The 14,120-nt window shown below is 64.7% G+C and carries 11 protein-coding genes; 4 read left to right on the top strand and 7 right to left on the bottom strand.

What is annotated here, in order from left to right:
• Nucleotides 1-11: 11 nt before the first annotated feature.
• Nucleotides 12-905, bottom strand: coding sequence for a tetratricopeptide repeat protein (locus tag CRO48_RS05565; RefSeq protein ID WP_407071891.1), 894 nt, complete (start codon nucleotides 903-905; stop codon nucleotides 12-14).
• A 288-nt stretch (nucleotides 906-1,193) separates the two neighbouring features.
• Nucleotides 1,194-1,421, bottom strand: coding sequence for a 30S ribosomal protein S21 (gene rpsU, locus CRO48_RS05570; protein ID WP_097137118.1), 228 nt, complete (start codon nucleotides 1,419-1,421; stop codon nucleotides 1,194-1,196).
• A gap of 314 nt (nucleotides 1,422-1,735) precedes the next feature.
• On the opposite strand from rpsU, the gene CRO48_RS05575 reads away from it, so the two are divergent.
• The 4 genes from CRO48_RS05575 to CRO48_RS05590 all read left to right on the top strand — a co-directional run bounded on the left by CRO48_RS05575 (nucleotide 1,736) and on the right by CRO48_RS05590 (nucleotide 6,929).
• Nucleotides 1,736-2,989 (top strand): sarcosine oxidase subunit beta family protein, encoded by a 1,254-nt coding sequence (locus tag CRO48_RS05575; protein WP_097137119.1) that lies wholly within the window; start codon nucleotides 1,736-1,738, stop codon nucleotides 2,987-2,989.
• A 64-nt stretch (nucleotides 2,990-3,053) separates the two neighbouring features.
• Complete coding sequence (locus CRO48_RS05580; protein ID WP_097137121.1) at nucleotides 3,054-3,398, top strand: sarcosine oxidase subunit delta; 345 nt, start codon at nucleotides 3,054-3,056, stop codon at nucleotides 3,396-3,398.
• Nucleotides 3,395-6,388, top strand: a complete 2,994-nt coding sequence (locus CRO48_RS05585; protein WP_097137123.1) for a sarcosine oxidase subunit alpha — start codon at nucleotides 3,395-3,397, stop codon at nucleotides 6,386-6,388. The genes CRO48_RS05580 and CRO48_RS05585 overlap by 4 nt, the downstream gene beginning before the upstream one ends.
• Nucleotides 6,381-6,929 carry a sarcosine oxidase subunit gamma gene (locus tag CRO48_RS05590; protein ID WP_097137125.1) on the top strand — a complete coding sequence of 183 codons (549 nt, stop codon included), beginning with the start codon at nucleotides 6,381-6,383 and terminating at the stop codon, nucleotides 6,927-6,929. The genes CRO48_RS05585 and CRO48_RS05590 overlap by 8 nt, the downstream gene beginning before the upstream one ends.
• 106 nt (nucleotides 6,930-7,035) lie before the next feature.
• Here the strand turns inward: CRO48_RS05590 and CRO48_RS05595 are convergent, their stop codons facing one another.
• The 5 genes from CRO48_RS05595 to glgC form a co-directional block, all read right to left on the bottom strand.
• The gene (locus CRO48_RS05595) at nucleotides 7,036-7,524 is read right to left on the bottom strand and encodes a MaoC family dehydratase (RefSeq protein ID WP_097137127.1); all 489 of its coding nucleotides are present in this window, start codon (nucleotides 7,522-7,524) and stop codon (nucleotides 7,036-7,038) included.
• 105 nt (nucleotides 7,525-7,629) lie between these two features.
• Complete coding sequence (glgX, locus tag CRO48_RS05600) at nucleotides 7,630-9,597, bottom strand: glycogen debranching protein GlgX (protein WP_097137129.1); 1,968 nt, start codon at nucleotides 9,595-9,597, stop codon at nucleotides 7,630-7,632.
• Nucleotides 9,598-9,739: 142 nt separating this feature from the next.
• The gene (locus CRO48_RS05605; protein ID WP_097137131.1) at nucleotides 9,740-11,368 is read right to left on the bottom strand and encodes an alpha-D-glucose phosphate-specific phosphoglucomutase; all 1,629 of its coding nucleotides are present in this window, start codon (nucleotides 11,366-11,368) and stop codon (nucleotides 9,740-9,742) included.
• A gap of 3 nt (nucleotides 11,369-11,371) precedes the next feature.
• On the bottom strand, nucleotides 11,372-12,811 hold the full coding sequence (gene glgA, locus CRO48_RS05610; RefSeq protein ID WP_097137134.1) for a glycogen synthase GlgA: 1,440 nt from the start codon (nucleotides 12,809-12,811) through the stop codon (nucleotides 11,372-11,374).
• Nucleotides 12,812-12,837: 26 nt separating this feature from the next.
• Nucleotides 12,838-14,100 (bottom strand): glucose-1-phosphate adenylyltransferase, encoded by a 1,263-nt coding sequence (gene glgC / locus CRO48_RS05615; RefSeq protein WP_097137136.1) that lies wholly within the window; start codon nucleotides 14,098-14,100, stop codon nucleotides 12,838-12,840.
• Nucleotides 14,101-14,120: the final 20 nt, after the last annotated feature.

Raw genomic sequence — 14,120 nt, forward strand, 5'->3', positions numbered from 1 at the left:
GGTGTCCGCCGTCAGGCCGCGCCGCCGCGCGTGCGCGCGACGCCGTCCTTGGCCGGCTGGTAGTTCGGATCGAGGCGTACGGCATGCGAATAGGACTTCGCCGCCTTTGCCGTCTCGCCGCGGCGCTCGTAGATCAGCGCCTGGTTCGTCCAGGATTCGGCATTGTTGCCGTCGAGACCGATCGCGGTGTTGAAGTCGGCAAACGCGTTGTCGTCGTCGCCCTGCGCTGCATAAGAGAGGCCGCGGCCGTTGTAGGGCTCTGCCGAGCTCGGAGACAGCGAGATGGCCTTGGAGAAATCCTCGATCGCCGGGCCGTGCTGGCCGCGCCGCTGATAGATCAGGCCGCGGTTGTGGTAAGCGCGCGGGTCGGTCGTGTCGAGGGAGATCGCCTTGTTGAAGTCGTTGAAGGCCTCGTCAATCCGGCCGGCCTGCCGATAGAGGTTGCCGCGGCCGATATAGGCGACGTCGTAGTTCGGATTGATCTGCAGCGCCATGTTGTAGTCGGAGGCGGCCTCGGACTGCTTGCCCATGCTGCGCAGCACCAGCGCGCGGTTGGCATAGGCCTGGTAGAAGCGCGGGTTGAGCTCGATGGCGCGATTGAAATCGTCGACAGCCTTGCGGGATTCGCCGGCGCGGCCGTAGGCCGACCCGCGCACGTTGTAGCCTTCAGGATCCTGCGGGTTGGCGGCGATCACGCTGGAAAGGGAGGAGATGTTCTCCGTGGAGCCCTGGGCGCGTTCGACGCGGATGACGTCGGTGGACGTTCCGGCGCTCTGGCATGCAGACAGCGAAATCGCGGCAATGACGGTGAAGAGCGCTGCGGAGACGGGCCGGCGAAGGTCCGATGCGGGAGCAAGGCGTTTCAGGTTGGAAGTCGATTGCCCCGTGAGTGCTGCCATTTTCAAGATATCGTCCCTCAACAAGGCGCTACCGCGCCAGATCCTGCATCGATTTTGGCCGTATGCGTCCGCCGCCAGGCGATTTGCCATCCGGCAATGCCAGGGCCGCATGTTCCGGCTCCTGCGCGCATTGGCTTGGCGCCAAGGCTTGTCCGACGCCACCGGCCTTTGCCGCTTTGCGGCTGCCGGGCGATGCGTCTACCTCCGGGTTGCCCCGAACGCATCAAAAAAGGCGGCGGCGATAGCTTCGCCCCCGCCAGACCTTGCATCTGAAAACGTCGAAAAAACGACGGATCAACGAGCCGTACGGCCGCCGCTGACCAGACCTTCGCGCTGAGCGCGCTTGCGCGCGAGCTTGCGAACGCGGCGAACGGCTTCGGCCTTTTCGCGTGCGCGCTTCTGCGACGGCTTCTCGTAGTAGTCCCGCATCTTCATTTCGCGGAAGATGCCTTCGCGCTGCATCTTCTTCTTGAGAGCGCGGAGCGCCTGATCGACGTTGTTATCGCGGACTAGTACCTGCACGAGTATCCCGTTCCTTTGGTTTGTGTTGGAAGCCTCGGGGCATCAGGTCGACGAGGCAATACATAATTCGCTTCGCAGCCCGGAGGACGTGCGATTGGGAGGTCGGATACCAGATCGGCATGCGGAAGTCCAGACGGTTCGGCGCAATGCCGTGCAAAATTAACTGTGCAGGGAGCTGCTGCATGCGTCGCGCTTTCGGATGTCGCATGCAGCACAAGCGCGGCGGAATGCGTCGCAAAGAAAACGTTGTAACTTTGCCAGATTTGCTTTCTATCCACGACACGGAAATGACCCGGACATACGGAGTAAGGCGGATGCGCAAATATTCGGTCTTCGCCGTCGCACGCGAGGCGCTGCGCGGCCACAAGGGATGGGAGCCCCAGTGGGTTTCTCCCGAGCCGCGCAAGGAATACGACGTCATTATCGTCGGCGGCGGCGGTCATGGCCTGGGTGCCGCTTACTATCTCGCCAAGGAGCACGGCATCACCAATGTGGCGGTGATCGAGAAGGGCTGGCTCGGCGGCGGCAATACCGGCCGCAACACCACCATCATCCGCTCGAACTATCTCTATGACGAGAGCATGGACATCTACGAGCACTCGCTCAAGCTCTGGGAAGGGCTCAGCCAGGAGCTCAACTACAACGTCATGTACTCGCCGCGCGGCGTTATGATGCTGTCGCACAACATTCACGACAAGCAATCCTTCAAGCGCCACATTCACGCCAACCGGCTGCACGGCATCGACAACGAATGGCTGACGCCGCAGCAGGCAAAGGACTTCTGTCCGCCGCTCGACATCTCCGCGACCGCCCGCTACCCGATCAACGGGGCGGCCCTGCAGCGCCGCGGCGGCACCGCCCGCCACGATGCGGTTGCCTGGGGCTATGCGCGCGCGGCTTCCGACCGCGGCGTGCACATCATCCAGAACTGCGAGGTCAAGGGCATCCGGCGCGGGCCGAACGGCGAGGTTACCGGTGTCGAAACGAGCCGGGGCTTCATTGGCGCCAAGAAGATCGCGGTTTCGGCTTCCGGCCACAACTCGGTGATCATGTCGATGGCCGACGTGCGGGTGCCGTTGCATTCGGTCCCGCTTCAAGCGCTCGTCTCCGAGCCGATGAAGCCGATCTTCCCCTGCGTCGTCATGTCGAACACGGTTCACGCCTATATTTCGCAGTCGGACAAGGGCGAGCTCGTCATCGGTGCGGGCACCGACCAGTACAACTCCTATTCACAGACCGGCGGCCTGCAGATCATCACGCATACCCTCGACGCGATTTGCGAACTCTTCCCGATGTTCCGCCGCGTCAAGATGATGCGCCAGTGGGGCGGTATCACCGACAACACGCCGGACCGCTCGGCGATCCAGGGTGTCACGCCCGTTCCGAACCTTTTCGTCAACTGCGGCTGGGGTACCGGCGGCTTCAAGGCGACGCCGGGCTCGGCGCACCTGTTCGCGCACCTGATCGCCAAGGGCGAGCCGCATAAGCTGGCCTCCGGGCTGACCCTCGACCGCTTCCGGACGGGACGTCTGATCGACGAGGCCGCGGCTGCCGCGGTGGCGCACTGAACCCATTTTCCCCGCGCGCCCGGCAAGCTCATCGGTGCTGCCGGTGCGGGACAGGAGAGACCGCATGCTACTGATCTATTGCCCCTATTGCGAGGAAGAGCGCTCCGAGCTCGAGTTCCGCCACGGCGGCGATGCGCATATCGCACGTCCGACCAACATCGCCGACATCACAGACGAGGAGTTCGCGGAGTTCTTCTTCCTGCGCGACAACCCCAAGGGCCTCATCTTCGAGCGTTGGCGCCACATCCATGGTTGCGGCCGCTTCTTCAATGCCGCGCGCGATACCGTCAGCGACAAGTTCTACGCCAGCTACAAGGCCGGCGAGCCAAAGCCCGATCTATCAGCCGTCCATCCGGCCACGGAGAAGACGGTCGAGACCTATGAAGCCACGGAAGGGACTGCGAAATGAGCGGCGCCAATCGCATTGCCGGTCAGGGCCGCCTGACGCCAGCCAGGACTGCGCGATTCACCTTTGACGGAAAGAGCTATGAGGCGCTGGAGGGCGATACCGTCGCCTCGGCGCTGCTTGCCAACGGCGTCCACCTCGTCGGCCGTTCGTTCAAGTATCACCGGCCGCGCGGCATCGTGTCCGCCGGTCCCGAAGAGCCGAATGCACTGATCGACGTCGCCCGCGATACCGCACGTCGCCAGCCGAACGTGCGCGCCACGGTGCAGGAAGTCTTCGACGGCATGAAGGTGACCTCGCAGAACCGCTGGCCGTCGCTCACCTTCGACGTGGGCGGGCTGAACAACCTGATGTCGCCGTTCTTCGCCGCCGGCTTCTACTACAAGACCTTCATGTGGCCGAAGGCTGCGTGGGAGAAGGTTTACGAGCCCGTCATCCGTCGCGCCGCCGGCCTCGGAACGGCGCCCACGGAAGAAGATCCGGACCACTATGCAAACCGCTACGCCACCTGCGACGTCCTTGTCGTCGGCGCAGGGGTGGCGGGACTTTCGGCTGCGCTGTCGGCAGCTGCGACCGGCGCCCGTGTCATCCTTTGCGACGAGCAGCCCGAGGTCGGCGGTGCGCTGCACTACGACCGTTCAGTCACCGTTGATGGCAAGGAAGGGTTCGTCTGGGCGCAGGAGGCGGCCGCAAGGCTTGCGGCGATGGACAACGTCACCGTGCTGTCCCGCACCACGGCGTTCGGCTACTACAACCATAATTTCGTCGGTCTCGTCGAACGCGTGACCGACCATGTCGCCCGCCCCGACCGCAAGGCGCCGCGCGAGCGGCTGTGGCAGGTGCGCGCCAAGCGCGTCATCCTCGCCACCGGCGCGATCGAACGGCACATGGTGTTCGGCAACAACGACCGTCCAGGCATCATGCTGGCGTCGGCCGCGCGCACCTATCTCAACCATTTCGGCGTCGCCGTCGGCAAGAAGGTGGCGATCTATACGGCCAACGATTCGGCCTACGAGGCCGCGTTCGACCTGAAGCGCGCCGGGGTACAGATCGCCGCCATCGTCGACAGCCGCGGCAAGCCGGGTGATGCCGTCCTTAACGAGGCCCGCAGCCACGGCATCGAGGTGCTGACCGGCCATTCGGTGGTCGACACCAAGGGCCATCGCCGCGTCTCCGCCATCACCGTCGTGCGCAACGGCGGCGGTGGCAAGCGCTCGATCACGGTTGACGCGCTGCTGACCTCGGCCGGATGGACGCCTTCGGTGCATCTGTTCTCGCAGTCGCGCGGCAAGGTCGCCTACAATGCCGAGACCGGGCAGTTTCTGCCGGGCACCTATGCGCAGGACTGCCTGTCGGTTGGCGCCTGCAACGGCACGATTGGTCTGCAGGCCACGATCGAGGAGGCGCTTGCGGCCGGCGAGCTGATGGCGCGTGCGACCGGCAACGACGGCGGCGAGAAGGTCGAACTGCGCGGCGAAAACGCCTTCGAATGGACCGGCGGCATGGCGGGTGCGGCGGAAGGCGCGGGTGCGGATACGAACGTCAAGGCTTTCATCGACTTCCAGAACGACGTTTGCGCCAAGGACATCCGCCTTGCCGTGCGCGAGGGCATGCACTCGATCGAGCACATCAAGCGCTTCACCACAAACGGCATGGCGACCGACCAGGGCAAACTTTCCAACCTGCACGGGCTTGCGATCGCTGCCGAGACGCTGGGCCGCGAGATCCCGAAGGTGGGCCTTACCACCTTCCGCGCGCCTTATACGCCGGTGACGTTCGGAACGATCATCAACCATTCCCGTGGCGACCTGTTCGATCCGGCCCGCAAGACGCCGATGCATGCCTGGGAGGCGGCGCACGGCGCCATCTTCGAGGACGTCGGCAACTGGAAGCGCGCCTGGTACTACCCGCGCGCCGGCGAGACCATGCAGGAGGCGGTCGACCGCGAGTGCCGAACGGTGCGCGAGGTCGCAGGCCTGTTCGATGCCTCCACGCTCGGCAAGATCGAGGTGGTCGGCCCGGACGCGGCAGAATTCCTCAATCTCATGTATACCAACGCCTGGGATACGCTGAAGCCCGGCCGCTGCCGCTACGGCATCATGCTGCGCGAGGATGGCTTCGTCTATGACGACGGCGTCGTCGGCCGCATCGCCGAGGACCGCTTCCACGTCACCACCACCACCGGCGGCGCGCCGCGGGTGATGAACCACATGGAAGACTACCTCCAGACCGAGTTCCCGCACCTGAAGGTGTGGCTGACCTCCACCACGGAACAGTGGGCGGTCATCGCCGTGCAGGGGCCGAAGGCGCGCGAGATCATCGCGCCGCTCGTCGAAGGCATCGACATCTCCAACGAGGCTTTCCCGCACATGAGCGTCCGCGAGGGCAAGATCTGCGGCGTGCCGACGCGGCTGTTCCGGATGTCGTTCACCGGCGAGGCGGGCTTTGAGGTCAACGTTCCCGCCGACTACGGCCAGGCGGTGTGGGAAGCGATCTGGGCCAGGGCGGAGGCGCTCGGCGCCTGCGCCTACGGCACGGAGACCATGCACGTGCTGCGCGCCGAGAAGGGCTACATCATCGTCGGCCAGGACACCGACGGCACGGTTACGCCTTTTGACGCCGGTCTGGCCTGGGCGGTTTCGAAGAAGAAGACCGACTTCGTCGGCATTCGCGGCCTGAAACGGCCGGATCTCGTCAAGGAGGGCCGCAAGCAGCTTGTCGGCCTCAGGACCAAGGATCCGAAGCTGGTGCTGGAGGAGGGGGCGCAGATCGTCGCCGATCCGAACCAGCCGGTGCCGATGAAGATGCTCGGCCACGTTACGTCGGCCTACTGGTCGGAGAATTGCGGCCACTCGATCGCGTTTGCGCTGGTGGAGGGTGGTCATTCCCGGACGGGGCAGACGCTCTACGTGCCGATGCCAGACCGCACGGTCGCGGTCGAGGTGACGGACATGGTGTTCATCGACAAGGAAGGAGTTCGCCTCAATGGCTGAACAAGCACTCCGCAAGGCGCCGCTGGGCGGCTTCCACGGCGGCTCCGCCGTAGCTCACGTCACCGCCGCCGGCCCGGCCTCGCGCCTGTCGTTGCGCGCAGGCGCGGATGCAGTGTCCGCCCTGTCGAAGGCGCTCGGCCTCGATCTGCCGACGAGGCCGAAGACATCGGCTTCGTCGGACGGCAGGCACGCGCTGTGGCTCGGCCCGGACGAATGGCTGCTGATCGACGAGAACGGTGCGGACCTCGCCGCATTGGCCGCCAAGGCCGACGTGCTTCATTCGGCGGTCGACGTCTCCCATCGCAACACGGCGGTGCTGGTGTCCGGAACGAAGGCGGCGGTAGCGATCGCCAGCGCCAGCCCGCACGACCTCTCGCCGGCCGTCTTCCCGGTCGGCGCCTGCGCGCGCACCGTTCTCGGCAAGATCGAGGTGGTGATCTTCCGTACGGGCGAGCAGGACTTCCGCGTCGAATGCTGGCGTTCGTTCGCACCCTACGCCTTCGGCCTGCTGGCGGAAGGGGCGGAAGACGCAGGGCTTTGACAGAGCCCTCAGTTCAAGCGATCAAAAAGGGCTGCGACCGTACCGGTTGCAGCCTTTTTTTATTGGAGCGGCGTGAGCGTCGTTCTGCAGGCGCGCTTGCTTCGGCTCACGCGTCTTCCGGCCGGTCCTTGGGGTCGAACTGGATGATGGTCATCCAGTTGGCGGTCAGTGCAGGCTTCCGCTCGTTCTCGATTTCCACCGTGACGTCGTAGGTGACCATCAGCATGCCAGCCCCGCGAAAGCGCGCGTCCGCCATCCTGAATCGGCCACGCACGCGCGCGCCGCATTTTACCGGCGTCATGAAGCGCACCTTCTCGAAGCCATAGTTGATGCCCATCGTCTGTTCGAGCACGCGCGGCACGCAGTCGAAATTCATCGCCGACAGAAGCGACAGCGACAGGAAGCCGTGCGCTATCGTGCCGCCGAAAGGCGTTTCCGCTGCGGCGCGGACGGGATCGGTGTGGATGAACTGGTGATCCTCCGTCGCCTGGGCGAAACGGTCGATCATGGTCTGGTCCACCGTGAACCACTTCGACACGCCAATCTCCTCGCCGACAAGGCCCCTTACGTCGGTGAGATGGATTTCGCGAGGCATCAACGGTCCTTTCACAAGCCCAGGGTGCAAAGCTATGGCGATGTTTAGAGCGACGGATGGGGAAAGGAAAGCATTCTGTTCGTACAGGCGATTTCGACCTGCCGGTCAAGGGTGCTGAATGAGGATGTCGATGCTGCGTGGAGCGATTTCGCTTGCGGGACCGCCGCCATGGGAAAGCAGACTGTGCCAGCTGCCGGAGCCCGGGCAGGGGAGTGCCAGAGGCACGCCGTCCCTTCCCCTGTTGACGCAAACGGCGAGGCGGACCTTGCTGCCGCCGAGCGCGTCATGCGATGCGAGGAGCATCACGAAGGAGGAGGCGAGCGGATTGTCCCAGTCGCCTGTCTGCATCGGCAGGCCGTCCGGGCGTAACCACTCGACGTCGCCCCGGCCGGTCAGGAACGCGGTATCGGAAAAGACGTCGAAGCGGCGGCGGATTGCGGCGAGCGCTGCGGTGTGCTCGACAAGTTCCGCATCGAGTGCCGACCAGTCGAGCCAGGTGATGGCATTGTCCTGGCAATAGGCGTTGTTATTGCCGTGCTGGCTGCGGCCGCCTTCGTCGCCTGCCGTCAGCAGAACCGCGCCCTTCGAGACGAAGAGTGTTGAGAGGAGCGCCATCGCGTCGCGCTGACGGGCCGCGCGAACCACGGGGTCACCCGTCTCCCCTTCAGCACCGTTGTTCCATGAATGATTGTCGTTGTGGCCATCGCGGTTGTCCTCGCCATTGGCCTCGTTGTGTTTGCGGCCGTAGGAGACGAGGTCCATCAGGGTGAAGCCGTCATGGGCGGCGACGAAATTGACGCTGCGGGTGCGCGTCGCGCCGTCGCGCTGGAAGACATTCGACGAGCCGCAAAGGGCGGTGGCGAAGGTGCCGAGACGCCCGGGATCACCGCGCCAGAACAGCCTGACATCGTCGCGGAAGCGGTCGTTCCATTCGAGGAAATCGGGAGGGAAATTGCCAAGCTGATAGCCGCCGGGGCCGATGTCCCAGGGTTCGGCGATCAGCACCCGGTCGGACAGGACGGGATCGACGTGGATCTCCTCGAACAGGGCGGCCTTCGGGTCGAAGCCGTGCGCGCTGCGTCCCAGGATCGAGGCGAGGTCGAAGCGGAAGCCATCGACGCCGGCATTGACGACGAAATGGCGCATGCTGTCGAGGATCAGGCGGCGCACGACGGGATGGTCGCAAGCCATCGTGTTGCCGCAGCCGGTATCGTTGACGAGCTCTCCCGGGCGGTCGGCGACGTGGCGATAGTAGGTCAGGTTGTCGAGGCCGCGCATGGAAAGCGTGGCCCCCTGCCGGTCGCTCTCGCCCGAATGATTGAACACCAGGTCCAGGATGACGCCGATCCCTTCGGCGTGCAGGGCTGCCACAGTCGAGGCGAGCTCTTTCACGCCGCCGGGTGCCAGGCGCGGATCCAATGCCATCAGTGCCACGGGGTTGTAGCCCCAGCTGTTGTGAAGGCCGAGCGGGGGGAGATGACGCTCGTCGATCCAGGCGACGATCGGCATGAGCTCGACTGCATCGACGCCAATGCGCTTCAGATGAGCGATAACGGCGGGATGAGCCAGAGCGGCGATCGTGCCCCGGATCTCCGGCGGCACTTCGGGATGCAGCATGCTGAAAGCCCGCACGGCGACTTCGTAGATCACTGCGCCCGGAGCGAGAAGCGGCGCCTTGACGTCGGCGAGCCGGTCAACCGTCAGAACAGCCTTCGGCACGAGGTCGGCGGTATCCTCGCCGAACCGAGTGAGGCGGGCGTCGTGAACGAAGGGGCGATCGAGCTCTCTGGCATAGGGATCGACGAGAAGCTTGCTCGGATCGAACCAGAGGCCATGGTCGGGGGCGTAGACGCCCTCGGCCCGCAGGCCGTAGCGGGCGCCGGCGCCCAGTCCCGGGACGAAAGCATGGTGCAGGTCGCCCTTGCGCCGCATCGGAACGCGCCGGATTTCCTGCCGCCCCTCCTCGTCGAACAGGCAGAGGTCGATGCGGCTGGCATCGCGCGAGCGGACGATGAAGGCTGCCCCGTCCTCGACTGTCGATGCTCCCAATGTGGTCCCGATCGCTTCTGGCATCCTGTCGAAACGTCTCCGCTGGAAGGCTTCAGGAAGGGAGATTCCCCTGATGGAGAGCAGTGCAGCGACAGAACGCCCGTCGTTCCTGTTCGCCCCGCAGTGTCCGGCACCCGTCCCTTCGAAAGGGGCGGGTGCCGCAGCCTCACGTAATCACGCTCGGTGCGTCGCGGCCCGTCCGGCCCTTGATGTCGGCGATTTCGTCCGCGATCGCGATGAGGTCGGCGAGAGCCGTCTGCGTCTCGATGTCATGACGGGCAGCGTCAGGCTCGAAGCGTTCGATGTAGACGCGCAGGGTCGCCCCCGACGTGCCCGTCCCCGACAGGCGGAAGACAATGCGCGAGCCGCCCGCAAACAGGATGCGGATGCCCTGGTGCTCGCTGACCGACTTGTCGATCGGGTCGTGATAGGCGAAGTCGTCGGCCTTCTCGACGGTGAGCCCGCCGAAGGTCTTGCCCGGCAGGTCGGCAAGCCTGGCGCGCAAATCCGCGATCAGCCCGTTCGCTGCGGCAGAATCCACTTCCTCGTAGTCGTGTCGGGAATAGTAGTTGCGGCCGTACGCTGCCCAATGCTCGCGGACGATGTCGAGCACGCTTTCCTTGCGCACGGCAAGCACGTTCAGCCAGAGGAGAACCGCCCACAGGCCATCCTTCTCGCGCACGTGGTTGGAGCCGGTGCCGGCGCTTTCCTCGCCGCAGATCGTCACCTTGTCGGCGTCGAGCAGGTTGCCGAAGAATTTCCAGCCGGTCGGCGTCTCGTACATGCCGATGCCGAGCTTTTCCGCCACGCGGTCGGCAGCGCCGCTCGTCGGCATGGAACGGGCGATGCCGGATAGACCCTTGCTGTAGCCGGGGGCGAGATGAGCGTTGGCGGCCAGCATCGCAAGGCTGTCGGAGGGGGTGACGAAGATGCCGCGGCCGATGATGAGGTTGCGGTCGCCGTCGCCATCGGAGGCAGCGCCGAAATCGGGTGCATCGTCGGCCATCATCGCCTCGTAGAGCGCACGGGCGTGGACGAGGTTCGGGTCGGGATGATGGCCGCCGAAATCGGGCAGCGGCATGAAATTCAGTACCGATCCCTTCGGCGCGCCGAGCCGGTTTTCGAGGATTTCCTTGGCGTATGGACCGGTCACCGCGCTCATTGCGTCGAAGACGACGCGGAAGCCGCCGGCGAACATCGCGCGGATCGCAGCGAAGTCGAAAAGCTCCTCCATCAGCTCGGCATAGTCCGCGACCGGATCGATGACGGTGATCTTGGTGCCTTCTATGGTGTGGGTGCCTTCGATATCGATGTTGATGTCGGCGGCGTCTGCGATCTTGTAGGTATCGATCACCTTGGAGCGGGCGAAGATCGCATCGGTGATCTTCTCCGGCGCTGGGCCGCCATTGCCGATGTTGTACTTGATGCCAAAGTCTTCCGTCGGGCCGCCGGGGTTGTGGCTGGCCGACAGGATGATGCCGCCAAAGGCCTTGTGCTTGCGGATGACGTTGGAAGCGGCGGGTGTGGACAGGATGCCGCCGCGGCCGACGAGGACCTGGCCGAAGCCGTTCGCCGCCGCCATCTTGATCGCGATCTGGATGACCTCACGGTTGTAGTAACGGCCGTCGCCGCCGATCACCAGCGTCTGGCCGGCAAAATCCTCCAGCGAATCGAAGATCGACTGAATGAAGTTCTCCGCATAGTTTTCCTGCTGGAAGACGGGCACCTTCTTGCGAAGGCCCGAGGTGCCGGGCTTCTGGTCGCTGTAAGGCGTTGTGGATACGGTCTTAATCATAACTTAGACTCTCGCAAGGAGGCTGGAATAAAGTTTGGCGTAGCGTTCGGCGCTGCGTTCCCATGAAACGTCGCACTTCATGCCCTGATTTTGCAACCGGGCCCAGACCTTAGGTTCTCTAAATGCGGTGAAAGCACGGCGAAGCGCCTGTCGAAGCCCTTCAACGTCAACGGGTGCAAACTGGAAGCCTGTCGCGACGCGCGCGGCGAGCGCTGCCTCGTTGGCGTCGATGACGGTATCGGCAAGGCCGCCAGTGCGGCCGACGATCGGAACGCAGCCGTAGCGCAGCCCGTAGAGCTGCGTCAGCCCGCAGGGTTCGAAACGCGAGGGAATCAGGATCGCGTCGGCGCCGGCCTGCATCAGGTGCGACAGCGGCTCGTCATAGCCGATGACGATGCCGACGCGACCGCGGTGACGGGAGGCCGCGGCCAGCAGCGCGCCTTCCAGCCCCTGGTCGCCCGAGCCGAGCACGGCAAGCCTGCCGCCCTCGGCCACGATCCAGTCGGCAAGCTCTGCAATCAGGTCGATGCCCTTCTGCCAGGTCAGGCGCGATACCACGCAAAACAGCGGGCCGTCGTCGTTGATCAAGCTGAAGCGCTCCGCCAGCGCCCTGCGGTTCTTGGCACGGAGCCTAAGCGACGAGGGGCCGTAGTTGGCGGCGATATGCGGATCGGTCGACGGGTCCCATACGGATGTGTCGATGCCGTTGACGATGCCCACGAGCTCGCTTGCGCGGGCATTGATCAGGCCCTCCAGGCCCATGCCGTATTGCGGCGTGGTGATTTCCTGCGCGTAAGTGGGGCTGACGGTCGTCACTTCCCAGGCGGTGCGCAGCCCGCCCTTGAGGAAGCCGACATCGCCGTAATATTCCAGTCCCTCGACGCTGAAGGCGTCCGGCGGCAGGCCGAGCTGGGGGAAGATTTCAGGCCCGAACTGGCCTTGGAAGGCAAGGTTGTGCACCGTGATGACGTTCGGCACGCGCTCGAGCCCGGTGTAGCGCATGTAGACCGGCGTCATCGCCGCCTGCCAGTCATGGGCATGCACGACTTGCGGCGTCCAGTCCGGCAGAAGGCCGCGGGCGATTTCCGCACCTGCGTGGCACAGGGCGGCGAAGCGCTTCCAGTTGTCGATATAGTCCCTGCCGGTCACGTCCACATAGGGGCCGCCGGTGCGGTCGAAATAGGTTGGCGCGTCCAGGATCAGCAGGTCCAGGCCGGCATGGGTCGCAGACAGGATGCGCATCTCGTCGCCGAATACGCTGGTCAGAGTGGCGACCTTGCGCGGCCTGGCCAGTTGCTGCATCACCGCGGGATATCCAGGCAGGAGCGTGCGCATCCGTATGCCGTTTCCCGCAAGCGCCAGCGGCAGGGCGCCCGCCACGTCGGCGAGCCCGCCTGTCTTGATCAGCGGGAAGACCTCGGATGCCACCGAAAGCACATTCATGGGCGACTGATCCTAGAGTTTTGACCCTAAAGGTCGAGCTTGTCGATCATCGCCTGGGTGATGAGGCAGATGCCGTTCTCCGAGCGGCGGAAGCGCCGTCCGTCGAGTTCGGGATCCTCACCGACCACCAGGCCTTCCGGTATGATTACCCCGCGATCGATGACGACATTGCGAAGCTGCGCGTGCCGGCCGATCTTCACGTCCGGCAGGACCACCGCGCCCTCGAGGCGCGAGTAGGAATTTGCGCGTACGCCGGTGAATAGCAGGCTGCGGTGGAGCGACGACCCCGAGATGATGCAGTCGCCTGAGACGAGCGAGGATATTGCCGAGCCGCGCCGGTCCTCGTCGTCATGGACGAACTTCGCCGGCGGCTTGATCTCGGCGAAGGTCCAGATCGGCCAGGTGCTGTCGTAGATGTCGAGCTCGGGTGTGATGTCGGTCAGGTCGATGTTGGCCTGCCAATAGGCGTCCACCGTTCCGACATCGCGCCAGTAGGCTTCGCGCTCGAAGTCGGAGCGGACACAGGACGCGGTGAAGCGGTGGGCGACGGCTTTGCCGTTCTCGACGATGTAGGGAATGATATCCTTGCCGAAGTCGCGCGAGGAATTCGGGTCGTCGGCGTCGCGGCGCAAGAGATCCATCAGGAAGCGCGTGTGGAACACATAGATGCCCATCGAGGCGAGCGCCATTTCCGGATTGCCGGGGATGCCCGGCGGATCGGAAGGTTTCTCGACGAAGTCGATGATCTCGTCCTTGTCGTTGACGTGCATGACGCCGAAGCCCACGGCCTCCATGCGTGGCACCTCGAGGCAGCCGATCGTCACCTGCGCGCCGGAATCGACGTGCTGCTGCAGCATCAGCTCGTAGTCCATCTTGTAGACATGGTCGCCGGCGAGGATCACCATGTATTCGACGCCGTAGTCCTCGATGATGTCGATGTTCTGATAGACCGCGTCGGCGGTGCCTTCGTACCACTGGGTCTCGGACACGCGCTGGCTGGCCGGCAGGATGTCGAAGCTCTCGTTACGCTCGGGGCGGAAGAAGTTCCAGCCGCGCTGCAGGTGACGGATCAGCGAATGGGCCTTGTACTGCGTCGCCACGCCGATGCGGCGGATGCCGGAATTCAGGGCGTTGGAGAGGGCGAAGTCGATAATGCGCGCCTTGCCGCCGAAGTACACGGCTGGCTTGGCCCGGCGGTCGGTCAGTTCCTTCAGGCGGCTGCCGCGACCGCCTGCCAGTACATAGGCCATGGCGTCGCGCGCCAGTGGCTGATTGCGCTTTTGCTCCATTGTTGTCCTCCCGACCAGTC

It is taken from the genome of Rhizobium subbaraonis (assembly GCF_900220975.1).
Taxonomy (GTDB): domain Bacteria; phylum Pseudomonadota; class Alphaproteobacteria; order Rhizobiales; family Rhizobiaceae; genus Mycoplana; species Mycoplana subbaraonis.

Excerpts from the sequence above, each read along its gene's own strand:
- CRO48_RS05575 (WP_097137119.1), top strand. The coding sequence starts at position 1,736 with ATGCGCAAATATTCGGTCTTCGCCGTCGCACGCGAGGCGCTGCGCGGC.
- CRO48_RS05580 (WP_097137121.1), top strand. The coding sequence starts at position 3,054 with ATGCTACTGATCTATTGCCCCTATTGCGAGGAAGAGCGCTCCGAGCTC.
- CRO48_RS05585 (WP_097137123.1), top strand. The coding sequence starts at position 3,395 with ATGAGCGGCGCCAATCGCATTGCCGGTCAGGGCCGCCTGACGCCAGCC.
- CRO48_RS05590 (WP_097137125.1), top strand. The coding sequence starts at position 6,381 with ATGGCTGAACAAGCACTCCGCAAGGCGCCGCTGGGCGGCTTCCACGGC.
- CRO48_RS05595 (WP_097137127.1), bottom strand. The coding sequence starts at position 7,524 with ATGCCTCGCGAAATCCATCTCACCGACGTAAGGGGCCTTGTCGGCGAG.
- glgX (WP_097137129.1), bottom strand. The coding sequence starts at position 9,597 with ATGCCAGAAGCGATCGGGACCACATTGGGAGCATCGACAGTCGAGGAC.
- CRO48_RS05605 (WP_097137131.1), bottom strand. The coding sequence starts at position 11,368 with ATGATTAAGACCGTATCCACAACGCCTTACAGCGACCAGAAGCCCGGC.
- glgA (WP_097137134.1), bottom strand. The coding sequence starts at position 12,811 with ATGAATGTGCTTTCGGTGGCATCCGAGGTCTTCCCGCTGATCAAGACA.
- glgC (WP_097137136.1), bottom strand. The coding sequence starts at position 14,100 with ATGGAGCAAAAGCGCAATCAGCCACTGGCGCGCGACGCCATGGCCTAT.